This window comes from Nocardia alba NBRC 108234 (genome assembly GCF_001612665.1).
Taxonomy (GTDB): Bacteria; Actinomycetota; Actinomycetes; order Mycobacteriales; family Mycobacteriaceae; genus Nocardia; species Nocardia alba.
Genome location: NZ_BDAX01000002.1, coordinates 652582 through 668225 on the forward strand (window position 1 = coordinate 652582; position 15644 = coordinate 668225).

Here is a 15644-nt window from a genome sequence, read left to right on the forward strand (position 1 = left end):
CGCGCAGACTGCCACGCTGTGATGTCGAGCCCGTCAGGGCGACGGGTCGAGCAGCGCGTCGAGCATCCGCGGTAGCGTGCGGGCCCGATCGTGGGCCGCCGCGACGCGAGCCCGACCGTCCTCGTGCAAGCGCGACCGCAACCCCGGATCGCCGGTGACCCGCTCGATCGCCGCCCGCAGCGCGGCTGAATCGTCAGCGGGAACGCACACCATGACGCTGTCGTCGGCATATCCGCCGTGGTCGGTGGCGATCACCGGGACGCCGAGGCTCATCGCCTCCAGCACGACGAGCTGACCGGCCTCGGGCAGCACGCTGGCCGAGATCACCGCGTCCCAGCTCCGCAGGGTGGTCATCGCGTCGACCTGACCGAGGAACTCCACCCGGCCGGCGAGGTCGGGCCGCTCGGCGCGCTCGCGAAGCTCGGCCAGGTAGTCCACGTCGCCGGGGAGTGCCCGACCGGCGATCTCGAGGCGAACCCCGGGCAACCCCGCGACGGCCTCCAGCAGCACGTGGTGGCCCTTCCATGAGGTCACCACGCCCAGAATGCCGATCACCGGCGGCGTGCGCTCGACCACGGCCGCGGGTTCGACCGGCCAGCGCACGCCGTTGAACGCGACCGCCACCTCGAAGCCGCGCTGACGCAACGGCGCCGCGGCGGTCTCGGAGACCGCGATGGCGTGGCCCACCGCCGCGCGCCCGGCCCACGCCGCGCCGTATTGCCGCCGGCTGGCCAGGATGTCGTGGACCAACCAGGCCGCCGAACGCCGATGCGGACGGGCCAGTGCCAGCGCGGGCAACGCCATGGTCGAATTGACGATGATGCGGGTATCGCTGTCCCGCAACGGCTTACGCAACCGCCACGCCGCGCCGATCCAGTTCTTCAGCATGACCAGCGCGGCCGCCAACCGGCGCGGGCCCCGCTCGCCCGTCAACCCCAGCGGGGCGATCCCGATGTGCTCGACGCCGGCGGGTAGCCGGTCACGCAACGGACCGTCCGGGCAGGCGACCCGCACCCGGTAACCACGCTCGAGCGCCAGGTCGACGAGCGCGAGCATGACATTCTCCGCCCCCGATGCCTGTCCGGTGTGCGCGACGAATACCAGCTCGCGCACGTCGTCAGCGCCCGGCACCGAGCACCTCCGCGCGGGCGCGGACCTGCGCCAGTGCCGGTTTGGCCGAATAGTCACGACGGAGCATGCCGAAGTTGTCCTCCAGGTCCTGGCGGTCGTCGCCCGCGTCGATCAGGGAGTAGACGAAAACGGGGCCGACAAGGGGCATCTGCGCGATCAAGTCCAGTCCGCCGCCGAGTATCTCGGCTTGGGTCTGCTCGTCGACCGCGCGCGCCCCGGTGCCGGTCGGCGCCCCGAATTCGGTGGGCCACAATCGCTTCGACGTGTCGCCGCGCGCGTCCATGATCGCGCGGATCCGTGTCAGATTGTGGAAGGCGTTGTCCCGGCTCGGCGCGGCGGGCAGTTCCGGATACGAGTACGGGTGCACCGCGACGGCATCGAAGTCGGGCGCCGAGCCGAGGGCGTAGAGACGCTCGATGAACGTCGTGGGCGCGATGTCGCGGCCGTTGTCGGCGGCGGGCGCCAAGCCTCCGACCAGTACCTGGCCGCCCGGCTGGCGGGTGCGCACGGCGGTCGCCGCCTGGTGGAGCAGCTGCGCGTACAGACCCACGTGGGGCAGTGGTGCGAAGAAGCTGGTGACATTGGGCTCGTTCCAGACCTCCCAGTGCCGGATCTGATCGCGATAGCGATCGACCGCGTCGGCGACGAACTGGCCGAACAGCGCGGGATTGGGCGCGGCCTTGTTCCCGGCCCCCGGATTCTGACGTGCCCACGGCGGCGAGTAGGTGAGGATGGCCAGCACGTGCAACCCGTGCGAGCGCGCCGACCGAACCACTCGGTCGGTCATCGACCAATCCTTGCGCCCACGGTCGTGCTCGATGAGTGACCAGTCCAGATCCATCCTGATCCAGGTGGCGCCCGCGTCGACCACGCCCGCCATCTGGCGGTCGAGTTCACTCGCGCTCATGCTGAGCCAGGGGTGTCCGCCCGCGATCCCGAGTCCGGTCTCGTTCATGTGCTCATCGAGCACCGTCGGCGTCGTCGGTGTCGAGCAGCCGAGCAGGGTGAGGGTGAGGGCCACGGTGGTGATCATCCGAGCGAATCGCCACAGTGTCATCAGTTTTCGGCCCTCGCACGCTTCTTATCGTCAATCCGTCGGTCCAGCGCACAACGCAGCCGGCGAGGAAAAGGTACAACACACCGGCCACGGCGCAGGTAATAATCCACGGCGGCTCCCACCGCTGCTGGATCATCGTCGCGGGTGCGATCACCGCGACGGCGACAACGCTGACCGACACCACCGAGGTGACCGGGAGCAACCGCCCGATCCGCACCGTGGCGACCAGTCCGACCCACACCCCGACCAGCAGCACGACGTTGGCCACCAGACCGGCGATGGCCGCGCCTTCGAACGACTGCCACGCGATCAGCGGCCACGACAACGCCAGGTCGACCACCAACGCGAGCAGCGCGATCCAGGGAATCAGGTAGTTGCGCCCGGCCGCCATCAGCGCGACCAAGCCCAGATGGGCCAGCGCGCCGAGCAGTCCGCCGATGATCTGGTAGCGACTCGCGTCGGCCGCCGATTCGAACTTCGCACCGAAGAGCAGGTCGATGACCTGGGTCGCGACCGGCCAGAAGGCGACGAGCGCGGTGAGGCCCAGGGCCGTCAGCGCGGCACCCGCCTGGCGGAAATAGCGTCGGAACCGGGCGGGGTCGGCGGGCCATACCGCGATCAGCAGCGTGGTCAACGGGGCGACGACCGCGATCGCCGCGGTATCGACGAGGTCGGCGAATTTCATGCCGACCGCGAACATCCCGACGGATTCGAAGGTGTCGAAGTGACCCAGCAGCAGCAGGCCCACCTTCTGCAGCATGATGATCAAGGCCAGGCCGATGCTGAGCGGCAGCGCCTCGCGCAGCATGCCGCCCCACCAGCGCAGTTCGACGTGGCGCGCCGGGATCGGTCCGCCGAGTCCCCGACCGACGCCGACGATCTTGATCGCGATGGCGATCAGTTCGTACACCACCGCGGGGATCACCACGATCAGCAAGGTCGGTGCCCACAGCACCGCGATGACGGTCAGCCCCACCTGAACGGCCCGCGCGATCGCCTCCGCCGCGGCGACCAGGGTCAACCGCATGGTCGACTGGAACAGCACGGTGAGCGCGTTGCTCGGCGTGGCGACCACCACGACCAGCCCCGCGACGGCCGTCGCCGCGATGACCTCCGGTGGACAATCGAGCAGCACCACGTAGCCGAGTGCCACCCCGTAGCCCAGCAGCCCGAGCGCGGTCCGCAGCACGATGAACGACGTCGCGATCTCGGCGACCTCGGCGGGCTCGCCGTGCACGAGTTTGCCGATGACCGCGCGCCCGACACCCAGGTCGGTGACGATCGCGAGCATGCCGAGCAGACCGAACACGAAGGAGAAGTAGCCCCATTCGACCGCGGGCAGCATGCGGGCGGTGAGCATGGTGCCGAGCAGACCGAGCACCGCGGCGAAGATCCGGCTGGCCAGCATCGCGGCGGTGTTGTTGGCGGCGGCCCGGCCCGACATCGCGGCGCGGCCCTCGGCCGGTCGATCGGGGACCGCCGGTTTCGCCTCGGTCGTCACGAAATCAACCCGGCGCCGCGATAGGCGTCGACCGTCGCCTCGGCGGTAGCCCGCCAGCTCAGCTTCGACGCGGCGGCCAGACCTCGTTCGCGCAGCGCGGCGTTGTCGGCGCTGTCGTGCAGCAGGGGGCGCACGGCCGCCGACCACGACTCGACATCGGCGCGCGCGACCAGCACGGCACCGTCACCGCAGACCTGTGGCAATGCGCCGACCGCGCCGGCCACCACCGCGCCACCGCACGCCATGGCCTCCACCGGCGGCAATCCGAATCCCTCGTACTCCGAGCAGTAGGCCACCACGGTCGCGGCGGCGTACAGCGCGGGCAGATCGGCGACATCGACGTAACCGAGGCCGATGGCCGTGGCAGGCGCCTGCGGACCGGTGGATCCGGCCCCGGCCAGCACGAGCGGAATGCCGAGGGCCTGTGCCACCTCCGCGAGCATCGCGACCTGTTTGCGTGGCTCGACCGTGCCCACCTGCAGGATGAATCGAGCCGGCAGGTCGTAGTCGGCACGCACCCGCCGCACCGCGGACGGCTCGGGGACGCGGGCCCATGCGGCCGGTGCGAGTGGCACCACGACCGCCGTACGCCCGAACCTGTCCGCGATCCGTTCGGCGGTGAACTCCGAGACCGCGATCAGCAGGTCGGCACGCGTCAACGAGGTCCGGACCAGCACCTGCTCACCGCGCGCCCGATACCGGCTGAACGCCCACGGCACATCGAAGACGGACAGGTCGTGCACCGTGGCGACCGTGGCGCGCGGACCGATCAGCGGAAGGTCGACATCGAGCCCGTGGAAAACATCGAATCCGCGCAGCGGTGCGACACCGTGCCACGCGCGGCGAGCGCCCGCCGCGACCGGCCTCGACACGGCGGAGACGGTGGCGGGCAGCGAACTCGCCGCGTCGGTTTGGACCAGCGCCGACAGTTGCGCGCCCGGCAGCAGCGCGGGCAACTGCGCCAGCAGTTCCCGCTGATAGGTCGACACCCCGGCGCCGTCGGGCCGGTAGGCCAACGCCCCGAAGCACACGGTGGCTCGCTTGTTCGCAGCAGAATTCATGACGCCTGTTCCTTCACGGGGCTGCGCTCGACGGCCTCGGCTGGGGACTGCTGGGAGACCGCGCAGCCGACAACCGCGGCGAGCAGCCAGAAGTAGAAATCGCTGGGAAAGATCTCGAAGTAACTCGACGCGACCGCGGCGACCGCACTCGACAGCACGGCCGCCGCGACCCCGAGCGCCAGAGCGGCGTCGTTGCCGGTCATGGTGCGTGCCCCACGCAGCGCTAGCAGAAAGATCACCACCAGGATCGCGCAGAACAACCAGAGCCCGATCGGCCCGAGTTCGATGAGCAACTTCACGTAGTAGTTGTCAGGTTGGTACGGGCGTCCATAGATCTGGACTTCGCCGGTGGCATAGGGCAATTTCTCGGCGGCCGGGCCGAGCTCGGCCACGAGTTGGGCCGCCTTCGCCGCCCCGGTCGAGCCGAGGCCGTCCCCGAACGGATGGCTCGGAACCGTCCTCGTCACGACCTTCCATCCGGTCTCGCGCGCGGCCAGGCTCTCCGAGGACAACAGCGAACTGCGCGCCTGCGAGGACGCCGCGACGACGGCCACCACGATCAACGCGGCCCCGCCGATCAACACCGCTTTGAGCTGTCGCCGATAGCGCACGACCGCGAGCACCAGCACGCCGATCAGCAAACCGAGCAGCGCGGCCCGCACAACGCTGGCCGCGACCCCGGCCACCAACAACGGACTCGACAGCAGGAACAACCGATTGCGGAACCGTCTCGGCGCGGCCAGCGCGACCGATCCGCCCACCAACAACACGGTGACCAGGTAGAAAGCGAACGGGAACGGTTGGTTGAACGAGCCGAACGAGCGCATCAGACCACCGGAGAACCGGATCGTCTCGTTGAACTTGTACCCCATCTCGGCGAGCCCGGCGGCCCCGATCCCCTGCTGCATCAGGCCGAAGATCGCGATCCCGACCGACTCGACCATCATGATCGTGATGAGCAGATCACGATCGCGCGCGTCGAACGGCCGCAGATACAGGATCAACGGCACCACGATGAAGTAGAAGAAAGTGATCTTGATAGCGAAGATGCCCAGTATTCCCGCTGTCACGAACGCCGACCCGACCCCGAACACACACAGCACCGCACCGATCGACCACCACGGCAACGCCGGACGCGGTTCGGTTCGCCCATGGGGGACGAACGCCGCCACCGCGAGGGTGAGCAGCAGCATCGCCTCTTTCCAGCCGTCGACCCGCATCCACTCGGGCGCGATCAGCAGCAATCCGTTGAGCGGCACCAACGCCGCTACCAGCAACAGCCCACGTTGGGGCCGATGCCAGATCCAGCGCAGGAACACCCATGCCACCGGCAGGGCCGCCACATATAACAGGGAGTTCATTGCCGCAAGCCTCGCCCGAACAATTGCCCGGCCCGCGCCAACACCCGAACCAGCACCTGCCGCAGCACGCGACCGTCGCCGATCGCGACATCGAGCACACCGACGCGGTCGCGGAACTGCCGCCGTTGATGGTGGTTGAACCGCACCACGTCGGCGAATTTGCTCGCCGACGATGTCGTGCTCGAATAGTTGAACACCGACGCGCGGTTGATCGCGAACACCTGATCGTGGCCGTAGAACTCACCGCGGTCGCACAGCTGCGCCACCAGGTCGACATCCATCGCGTACAGGAAATTCACCCGAAAACCGGTGGTCAGGGCGAAATCGGCGCGCCGGAAGAGGAAAGCCGCGGTCGGGCACACGTCGTCGGGCATCTTCTGGACGAGGGTGCGCAGGATGGTCCGCGACGAGCATCGACCCACCAGCCCCGGCAGCCCGCGCCCCCGCGCGAGCACCACGCCGTCGTCGTCGACGACGTCGAACTTGGCCCCGACAACCGCGATCTCGCTGTCGGCCATCGACTCGACCTGCGCCGACAGGCACCCTGGCGTGATCATGTCGTCGGCGCAGACGAGCTTGACCAGCTCACCGTCGGCCAGTTCGATCGCCCGATTCCAGTTCTGCACGATCGGCAGCGTCGTGTCGTTGGTGTACAGCCGAATCCGCGTATCGCCGAACGCGCGCACCAGATCGCCCGTACCGTCGGTGCTCGCGTTGTCGAGGACCACGATCTCGAAGTCGTCGAAGTCCTGGGCGCTGATCGACTCCAGCGTCTCGACGATCGTGCGTGCCGCGTTGAAAGCCGGTACACATACCGACACTCGAACCCCCACAGCGGTTACCCCTCAATGACACAGTTTTGCCGACGGCTCCGCCGTCCCGCACCCATCGAGGGCGAACGCCGATCAGACTACCTGTCCGGCCACTCGGATGTTCGCCGAGGAATTCCCAGCGACCTACCGGTGAGTGAACGGTACTGGCGGGGCAGGGTTGGGCCCGGTTCGCCGACGCGACCCTTCGGCGGGCCTGAGGTATCGTCTTGGCAACTCGGTCGTGCCGAAGTGACGGCGCACCGGCTACGGGGGCCGGTGATCGAGAAGTGTTGATGCTGGAATGGGGAAGTGTGAGCAGTACCGAGTCGCCGTCGACCGCCGACCTCGACTCCGGCGGGCGATCGATGCCGACGGTGAACATCGCCGGCCATCTTCGTCAACTGATCCGGGTCCTGCCGTTCGCCCTCGTGGCCGCCCTCGTTGTCGGTGGTGTGGTGTGGTTCGTCCGTGACGGAAGCGAGCGGACCTATCAGGCGAGCATCACCGTGCAGATCTCGCAGCCCTCGATCGGCGCGGTGTTCAACGAACTGACCCAGCCCTACATCGTGATGGTCTCCGATACCCGCGTGCTCTCGGATGTGGTGAAGAACGGGCTCGCGCCCTCGGAGGCGGATCTGCGCTCCCGGGTATCGGCGATGACCGGTCCCGCGCCGTCGTTGCTGATCATCACCGCCGAGGCCGGGTCGCCCGAGCAGGCCTCGAAGTTGGTCGTGGCCGTCGGGCAGTCGCTCGACAGCGTCGGTTCCCAGATGCGGACCGAGGCGATCGCGCGATCCGCGGCCGATCTGGAAGCACACCGGCGCGCGGTGGAGGACACGTTCTCCAAGCGCCTCTCCGATGACCCACTGCGCCCGGAGTTGAGTTTCGACGCCCGTGATGTCGCGCGCGAGACCGAGTTCCGTCAGGTACTCGGTCCGGCACGCCTGACAGTGCTCACCACGCCCTCGTGGGAGCTGGTCGCCCCGCACCCGCTGCAGGAAGGGCTGTTCGCCGCGCTGGCCACCTTGATCGTGGTAGCCGAAGGTCTTGTGCTGGCCGGAGTGGCGCGAAGCCGTCGACGTGGCAACCAGAAGCCCGCCGAAACAACGAGCGTCGAAGCCGACCAGGTCCCGCCCGCGGTCGACACCCGAGTCCCGGCGACCGATCCACGACCGCCCGCAGTCGACCCGCACTTTTCCGCGACTCAGATCAGAGTGCCCGCGACCGACCCGCGACCGCCTGCGGTCGACACACGTTCGTCCGCGGCCCAGAACCGAGCGCCCGGCGCCGACCCACGAACACCCGCAACCCAGAACCGGGCGCCCGGTGCCGACCCGCGACCGAGCGCAGCTGACCCGCGCTCAGCCGCGACCCAGACCCGGGTGCCCGCGACCGACCCGCGACCGCCGGCAACTCAGAACCGCGTGCCCAGGGCTGACCCGCGACCGCCGACAACCGACCCGCGACCGCCCGCAGATCAGACCCGGGTGCCCGCGACCGAGACCGAGACCCACCCACCCGAGACCGATTCCCGGGTGCCCATGGCCGAGACTCCCCCGGCACCGTCGTTCGACAAGCAGCCACGTCGCGCCGCTCCGGTCGCCTCGCGCTCGTCCACCGTCTCGCACGATCCCGAGACCATGGCGCTGCCTCGGGTTCGGTTCACGCCGGACAGTCCGCGCCCGACCACCCCCGAATCACACGAGAGCTAGCTCCACGGCGTGACCATTACCTACCGCGGCAGGCAACGGCCGGGCTCCCCGGAATTGTCGCGGGTGATCCTCGGCCCGGTGCGGCACAACGGACACGCGATCCGGCTACGCCCACCCCGAATGTCGGATTTCGCCGCGTGGCGCGAGATCAGACTGCGCGATCGCGCCCATATCGAGCCGTTTTGGAGCACCTCTCCGGTGCCGTGGGAACGACGGCACACCGCGCGGCGTTGGGCGCGCGAATGCCTGCTCGCCCGTGCCGACATGCGCGCCGGACGCCGCTACGCGAGCGCGATCGAGGTCGACGGACAGTTCGCCGGACAGCTGGAGTTCTGCGTCATCGACGCCGCGACGGGCACCGCCGAGTCCAGCGCCTGGATCGACGCACGCCTGGCCGGCCACGGAGTGCTCACCGTGGCGGGCGCGATGTTGCTCGACTTCGGGGTCACCGCGCTCGGGCTGGTCCGTGTGATCGCGCCGATCTCACCCGCCAATCTCGCCGCGGCGGGATTGGTGCGTGCCCTCGGCTTCCGCAAGGAAGCCACCATGGCCTCGGCTTTCGACGCCGGTGGGTCCCTGTGTGACCACGCGTTGTGGGCGTGGAGCCCACAGGACGGCACGACCACCGCGGCTGTCGCGATCGAGCTCCAGACCGAAGCGCCGGCGGCCGACCGGCACGCTCGCGCCGATTCGCCCGCACCGATGATCATCGCGATCGCCGCGCTGCGGCTGGCGCTGTGGGTCTTGGTTCGCCGATTGCGTCGATACACGCTCGCCCGCGCTGTGCCGATCACCGTCACCGACGCACCGAACATCTCGGTGCGCGGCCTGTCTCGCGCGGACCGCGACGACTGGCAGGCGGCCGCCGCCGCGCACGGTGCCCGACTCGCACCGGCCGACCGGAGCCGACGACGACCCGAGTGGCATCGCGCTCTGCGCGACGCCCGCCACGGCATGCGATCACCGGCCGGGCTGGTGCTCGTGCTGCTCGCCGGGGAAAGGTACGCCGGCGAGATCCGGCTGTTCGAACCGACGATGGCCGGGCGCGTCGCCCGGCTGGCGGCCTGGGCGGATCCCGAACTCGTCGACGCCGCACAGCTGAGCGCGGCGCTGCGAGCGGTCGCCGAGTACGGATTCGGCGCACTCGGGCTGCGGCGGATAGCCGCCGAAGCCGACTGCGCCGACCCGGTGTCGAACGCCGCGCTGGCGGCCGCCGATTTCGCCGAAGAAGGCGTGCTGCACGACCATTGCGGCCCTACCGGCGTGCGCGCGGACCACCGTCTGTGGGCAACGACCACCCCACCACACAGCCATCGAGGCCGCCACTGATGCGAAACTTCCAGCACAGCAATGCGATCCAGGCTCGCCTGCACGAGCTCGTGCCGGGCGGCGCGCACACCTACGCCCGTGGCGCCGATCAGTATCCGGAGAACATGGCGCCGATCCTGGTGCGCGGCAAGGGTGCCCACGTGTGGGACGCCGACGGCAATCGCTATGTCGAATACGGGATGGGGTTGCGGTCGGTGACGCTCGGCCACGCCTACCGACCGGTGCTGGACGCGGTGACCGCGACCATCGCCGACGGGGTCAGCTTCACCCGCCCCACCGAGCTGGAGCTGCTGGCCGCCGAGGACTTCCTGGATCTGGTCCCCGGCGCCGACATGGTGAAGTTCGCCAAGAACGGTTCCGACGCGACCACCGCCGCGGTGCGCCTGGCCCGCGCGGTGACCGGACGCGAACGGGTCGCGGTGTGTCAGCAGCCCTTCTTTTCCGTCGACGACTGGTTCATCGGCACCACCCCGATGTCGGCCGGTATCCCTCGGGCCGACACCGCGACCTTTCCCTACAACGACCTCGGCGCGCTGCGTCGGGTGCTGGCCGCGACGCCGGTCGCGGCCGTGGTCATGGAAGCGGCGTCGGCCACCGGTGAGCCCGAACACGGCTATCTGCCCGCCGTCCGCGATCTGTGCGACCGGTACGGCGCCCTGTTGATCTTCGACGAGATGATCACCGGTTTCCGCTGGTCGGCCGGTGGTGCGCAGGCCGTCTACGGCGTCACTCCCGACCTGTCGTGCTGGGGCAAGGCGATGGGCAACGGTTTCCCCCTCGCGGCGCTGGCGGGCAAACGCGAGTTCATGGAACGCGGCGGACTCCGTACCGACCACGACCGGGTGTTCCTCCTGTCGACCACGCACGGCCCGGAGACCGCGTCGCTGGCGGCGTTTCGCGCGGTGGTGCACGCCTACCGGACGCAGGACCCGATCGCCCGGATGGAAGCGGCGGGTACCCGGCTGGCCACGGGGGCGAACGCGATCGCCGCCGAGCTCGGGATCAGCGAGCACCTGTCGGTGACGGGTCGCCCGTCCTGCGCCATTTTCCGGACTCATGACGCCGATGGTGTTGCTTCCCAGGCGTTTCGGACTCTGTTCATCCAGGAGATGCTGACCCGCGGTGTCCTCGGTCAGTCGTTCGTCACCTCGGCCGCCCACGACGACGTCGCGGTCGACGACACCATCGCCGCGTTCGCCGAGGCCGCCCAGGTGTACCGCACCGCCCTAGACCGCGGCAGCGTCGACGGTCTGCTGACCGGTCGCCCGGTCGCCCCCGCCCTGCGCCGCACCGCGGCACCCCGACAGATCGAAGCGAGCACCCTCCGATGACCCGTGTCGCCATCGTTCACGAACGCTTCACCGAGTTCGGGGGCTCCGAGGCCGTCGTCGGTGAATTCGTCGAAACCTGGCCCGATGCCGAGGTTTTCGCGCCGATCGTCGCACCGGGCGGGCTGCGCGAACCCGTGCGCACCGTGCACGACACCTGGCTCAGCACGGCACACGCCTACACCGGTGGCAGGCACGCCCCCCTGCTCCCCCTGGTGCCTCGCGCGCTGCGGCGAATGCCGTTGCGCGACTTCGATGTCGTCGTGGTCAGCCACCACGCCTTCGCCACCCAGGCCGCTTTGGCCACCGAGGCGCCGGTGGTCGCCTACGTGCACTCCCCCGCCCGCTGGGCCTGGGATCGCGAGTTCCGCGCGCAGGAAGCAGGCGGCCGCGTCGGCCAGTTGGCCCTCGGCGCGCTCGGCACGCTGGCTCGACGTGGCGAACTGCGCGCCGCGCCACGGCTGACGCACGTCGTCGCCAACTCGCACGCGGTCGCCGAGCGGGTCACCCAGTGGTGGGGGCTACCCGCCTCGGTCGTCAACCCGCCCGTGCAGGTCGACCGCTTCACTCCCGATCCGTCGGTAGCGCGCGAGGACTTCTTCCTGTGCGCGGGCCGGCTCGTACCCTACAAGCGCGCCGACCTCGCTATTCGCGCCGCCCAGCGGGCCGGAGTCCGGCTGGTGGTGCTCGGCGAAGGCCGGTTCCGCGCGCAGCTCGACGAGATCGCGGGTTCGGAGACGACCTTTCTCGGCGCCACCTCCGGCGAGCTGCTGCAGGACATGTACCGGCGCTGCCGAGCCCTGCTCATGCCGGGCATCGAAGACTTCGGCATCGTTCCGGTGGAGGCGATGGCCTGCGGCACGCCGGTGCTCGCGGTCGGTGCGGGCGGCGCTCTCGATACGGTGCGCCCCGGCGTCACCGGCGAGTACGTGCCGGCCGGATCCGATGACGAGGTCGTCGCGGCACTGGCGGACCTGATGCGCGAATTCCGGTCGGCGTCCTACGATCCCGCCAAGATCCGCGAGCACGCCAATACCTTCGCCCCCGAGGTGTTCCGCACCCGGATCGCGAACACTGTCGACGAGGTCGTGGCGAACCACGCACGTCGGTAGCCGCGAGTTTCCTGAAACTTTCGGTTACTGAAAATAACTGTCACACATACCGTTTGACCTGCGACAATGCGTGACAATTCCCACACGGCAATACCACGCCATCAGCTTGCCCGTCTAGGTTACTGGCGAGTACGGTAGTCGTACCGGGACGACGATGTGCCCGGTTTCTCCCCGCCCAGCCACTTCGCTGCTGGACTCAACCGTTGATTTCGCATTCACCGCCGCATGCCGATCACTGTTGCGCGACACCGTGTTTCGAAATTCTCAGGAGGAGCGATGGTTTCCTACATCGTGACAGGCGGTACCGGATTCCTTGGTCGACGTGTGGTGCGGGAGCTGCTCGCAGCTGACCCCACCGCGATCGTGCACGTGCTGGTGCGCGCCGAGTCGCTGGCCAAGTTCACCGCGCACAATGCGCAACACCCCGCGAGCGACCGCGTGTTCGCGCTGGTCGGGGACCTGACAGCCGAGGGACTCGGTCTCGGCGACGGTGCGCCGCGCGCCGATCACGTGCTGCACCTCGGCGCGGTCTACGACATGACCGCCGACGAGGAGACCGCCCACGCGGCCAACGTCGCGGGCACCCGCTCGGTCATCGAGTTGGCCCGGCACCTCGACGCCACCCTGCACCATGTGTCCTCGGTCGCGGTGGCGGGCGATCATCCCGGCAAGTTCTTCGAAGAGGATTTCGACCTCGGCCAGAACCTGACCTCGCCGTATCACCGCACCAAGTTCGCCGCCGAGAAGCTCGTCCGCGAGGCCACCGACGTGCGCTGGCGGGTGTATCGCCCGGCGATCGTCGTGGGTGATTCACGGACCGGCGAGATGGACAAGATCGACGGCCCGTACTACTTCTTCTCGGCCATTTCGACGCTGGCCGCACTGCCGTCGGAACTGCCGTTGCCGCTGCCCGATCTGGGTGCGACCAACGTGGTGCCGGTCGACTACGTCGCCGAGGCGATGGTGCGCCTGGTGCGCCGCGACGGCCTGGACGGACGCACGTTCCACCTGGTCAACCCGCGCCCGCAACCGTTCGGGGAGATCTACCGCGCGCTGGCCACCGCCGCGGGTGGCCCGGTCGGCATCGGCACCGTACCCGGCAGCGCACGTGCGCTGAGCGGGCTCGGACACGTGCCCGGCGCGAACACCGTGCGCGACTTCCTGTTCGAACAGGCGGGCATTCCCGCCGAGGTCGCACCCCACGTCGGATTCACCGCCGACTTCGTCTCCGACTCCACCCGGGCCCTGCTGCCCGGCCTCACCGTGCCCGCCTTCGACACCTATGCCGGCCGTCTCTGGGATTTCTGGCGTGCCAACCTCGATCCGCACCGCGGTCGTCCCGCCGCCGACGCGGACCCGCTCGCGGGCCGCACGGTGCTGATCACCGGAGCGTCCTCGGGTATCGGTCTGGCCACCGCCCACGCTGTCGCCCGACGTGGCGCTATCGTGCTGATGATCGCCCGCGGCGTCGAAGATCTCACCGCCGCGGCGGAATCCGTGCGTGCCGAGGGCGGCACCGCGTTCGACTACTCCTGCGATATCACCGACGCGGAGGCTGTCGATCTGCTCATCAAGACCGTGCTGACCGAGCACCACCATGTCGACTACCTGATCAACAACGCGGGTCGCTCCATCCGTCGCTCGGTGGCCAACTCGGTGGACCGGATGCACGACTTCGAACGCACCATGGCGGTCAACTACTTCGGTGCTGTCCGCCTCATCCTGGGTTTGCTTCCCTCGATGCGCGAACGTCACTTCGGCCACATCGTCAACATCTCCTCCATCGCCGTGCAGACCAAGGTGCCCCGCTTCGCGGCCTATGCCGCGAGCAAGTCCGCCCTGGACAACTTCAGCGATATCGCGGCCGTCGAAAACCGCGGCGACGGTGTCACGTTCACCTCGATCCGGATGCCACTGGTCCGCACCCCGATGATCGCCCCCACCGAACTCTACCGTTCGCTGCCCCTGCCCGACCCGGACCGGGCGGCCGACATCGTGGTCCGTGCGCTGCTCGAACGACCCGACCGCATCGACACCCCCGTGGGCACCTTCGCCCAGGCGGTCGAGATGTTGCTGCCCTCGCTCAAGCGCACGATCATGCACACCGGATTCCGGTTCTTCGGCGAATCCACTGCGGCACAGGGCAAGTCCCGTCCCGCCGTGGTCACCGAACCCGCCGAACCGACGCGCAACGCCCTCACCGTCCTCGGCCCGGTCTTCGCGCCGCTGATGGTGATGCCGAACTCGGCGGCCCGAATGAGCCGGGTACTGCCCGGCGTGCACTGGTGACCGCACCCTGAACAACAACCGGCCGGTCACGATGTTCGCAATCGTGACCGGCCGGTTCCTGTTCACCGCAGAAGGCCGCTCGCCCAGGCCGCGAGGGTCGTCGGCGTGGTAGTGAGCACCATTCGCTGGTTCTCCGCGACGAATCCGGTGCTCAGTCCCGCCGACATGCCGGCGATAGCGTCGATCCGGCCCTGACCGAGGCCCGCTGACCGCAGCATTTCCCGGAACTCTTTGTCGACGAGGCGGATCGGGGTGACCTCGCGACTCATCTGCCGACCGAGGATCTCGGCGACCTGGGCGAATGTCAGATCCTGCGGCCCGTGCACGGCCTGCACCACACGCCCCGACCACGCGTCCGACAGCAGCCGGGCCGCAGCCACCTCACCGATATCGCGCGGATCCACCCAGGCCATCGCATGGTCGAGCGGCCACGGCGTGGACAGCGTGCCCGCCCGGATCTCGTCGAGCTGGCTCAGCAGATTGGTGAAGAAATAGCCACACCGCAGATGCACTACGTTCGCCCCGGTCTCGTCGAGCAACTCCTCGGTCCGCGCCAACCCGTCGATCTCCCCTGCCCCGCCCCGCTTCTCGGCGCCGACACTGCTGACGAACACCGTCGCCCCGATCCCGTTCTCGGCAACGGCACGCGCCGCCGACGCCCCCATCCGCGCGAACCCCGCCACCGGATCACCGTCCACCAGCGCGGGTGGATCCACCCAGAACAACCGATCCGCCCCCACGGTTGCCCGCACCACCGCGTCCGCGTCCCCCTGATCGACCCGCACGACATCGACGAACTCACCCATCGCACTGTCGAGCCGCCCCGGATCGCGCATCAGCACGGTCGGCCGTACCCCCGCCTGCACCAGCAACTGCACGACCCGGGCCCCTACGTGCCCGACCGGCGTGGTGACAACAATCTTCTTCGCGTCCTCTCCGAGTTCCATGACC

The 15644-nt window shown here is 69.1% G+C and carries 12 protein-coding genes; 5 read left to right on the forward strand and 7 right to left on the reverse strand.

Annotated elements, in window-relative coordinates; all coding sequences use genetic code 11:
* Positions 1-33: 33 nt before the first annotated feature.
* The 6 genes from NA12_RS04620 to NA12_RS04645 are packed head-to-tail and all read right to left on the reverse strand — an operon-like array spanning position 34 to position 6932.
* On the reverse strand, positions 34-1131 hold the full coding sequence (locus NA12_RS04620) for a glycosyltransferase family 4 protein (protein ID WP_067446313.1): 1098 nt from the start codon (positions 1129-1131) through the stop codon (positions 34-36).
* Positions 1118-2164: a glycoside hydrolase 5 family protein gene (locus NA12_RS04625; RefSeq protein ID WP_084472353.1), complete on the reverse strand. Its 1047-nt coding sequence runs from the start codon at positions 2162-2164 to the stop codon at positions 1118-1120. Before NA12_RS04625 ends, NA12_RS04620 begins: the two co-directional genes overlap by 14 nt.
* Positions 2091-3689 (reverse strand): oligosaccharide flippase family protein, encoded by a 1599-nt coding sequence (locus NA12_RS04630; protein WP_067446319.1) that lies wholly within the window; start codon positions 3687-3689, stop codon positions 2091-2093. The genes NA12_RS04625 and NA12_RS04630 overlap by 74 nt, the downstream gene beginning before the upstream one ends.
* Positions 3686-4750: a glycosyltransferase family 4 protein gene (locus NA12_RS04635; protein ID WP_067446322.1), complete on the reverse strand. Its 1065-nt coding sequence runs from the start codon at positions 4748-4750 to the stop codon at positions 3686-3688. The genes NA12_RS04630 and NA12_RS04635 overlap by 4 nt, the downstream gene beginning before the upstream one ends.
* A complete protein-coding gene (locus NA12_RS04640; protein WP_067446325.1) occupies positions 4747-6111 on the reverse strand; it encodes an O-antigen ligase family protein in 1365 nt (454 codons plus the stop codon). Before NA12_RS04640 ends, NA12_RS04635 begins: the two co-directional genes overlap by 4 nt.
* Positions 6108-6932, reverse strand: a complete 825-nt coding sequence (locus NA12_RS04645; RefSeq protein ID WP_243654910.1) for a glycosyltransferase family 2 protein — start codon at positions 6930-6932, stop codon at positions 6108-6110. Before NA12_RS04645 ends, NA12_RS04640 begins: the two co-directional genes overlap by 4 nt.
* 302 nt (positions 6933-7234) lie before the next feature.
* On the opposite strand from NA12_RS04645, the gene NA12_RS04650 reads away from it, so the two are divergent.
* The 5 genes from NA12_RS04650 (at position 7235) to NA12_RS04670 (ending at position 14693) form a co-directional block, all read left to right on the forward strand.
* Positions 7235-8635: a hypothetical protein gene (locus NA12_RS04650; protein ID WP_132369868.1), complete on the forward strand. Its 1401-nt coding sequence runs from the start codon at positions 7235-7237 to the stop codon at positions 8633-8635.
* A gap of 9 nt (positions 8636-8644) precedes the next feature.
* Entirely contained in the window at positions 8645-9964 is a 1320-nt protein-coding gene (locus NA12_RS04655; RefSeq protein WP_132369869.1) for a GNAT family N-acetyltransferase, read from the forward strand.
* A complete protein-coding gene (locus NA12_RS04660; RefSeq protein ID WP_067446338.1) occupies positions 9964-11295 on the forward strand; it encodes a glutamate-1-semialdehyde 2,1-aminomutase in 1332 nt (443 codons plus the stop codon). Before NA12_RS04655 ends, NA12_RS04660 begins: the two co-directional genes overlap by 1 nt.
* Positions 11292-12404, forward strand: a complete 1113-nt coding sequence (locus NA12_RS04665) for a glycosyltransferase (protein ID WP_067446341.1) — start codon at positions 11292-11294, stop codon at positions 12402-12404. The genes NA12_RS04660 and NA12_RS04665 overlap by 4 nt, the downstream gene beginning before the upstream one ends.
* A gap of 276 nt (positions 12405-12680) precedes the next feature.
* On the forward strand, positions 12681-14693 hold the full coding sequence (locus NA12_RS04670) for an SDR family oxidoreductase (protein WP_067446345.1): 2013 nt from the start codon (positions 12681-12683) through the stop codon (positions 14691-14693).
* Between the two features lie 62 nt (positions 14694-14755).
* Here NA12_RS04670 and NA12_RS04675 read toward each other — a convergent pair whose 3' ends face one another.
* On the reverse strand, positions 14756-15640 hold the full coding sequence (locus NA12_RS04675) for an NmrA family NAD(P)-binding protein (protein WP_067446348.1): 885 nt from the start codon (positions 15638-15640) through the stop codon (positions 14756-14758).
* Positions 15641-15644 lie beyond the last annotated feature (4 nt).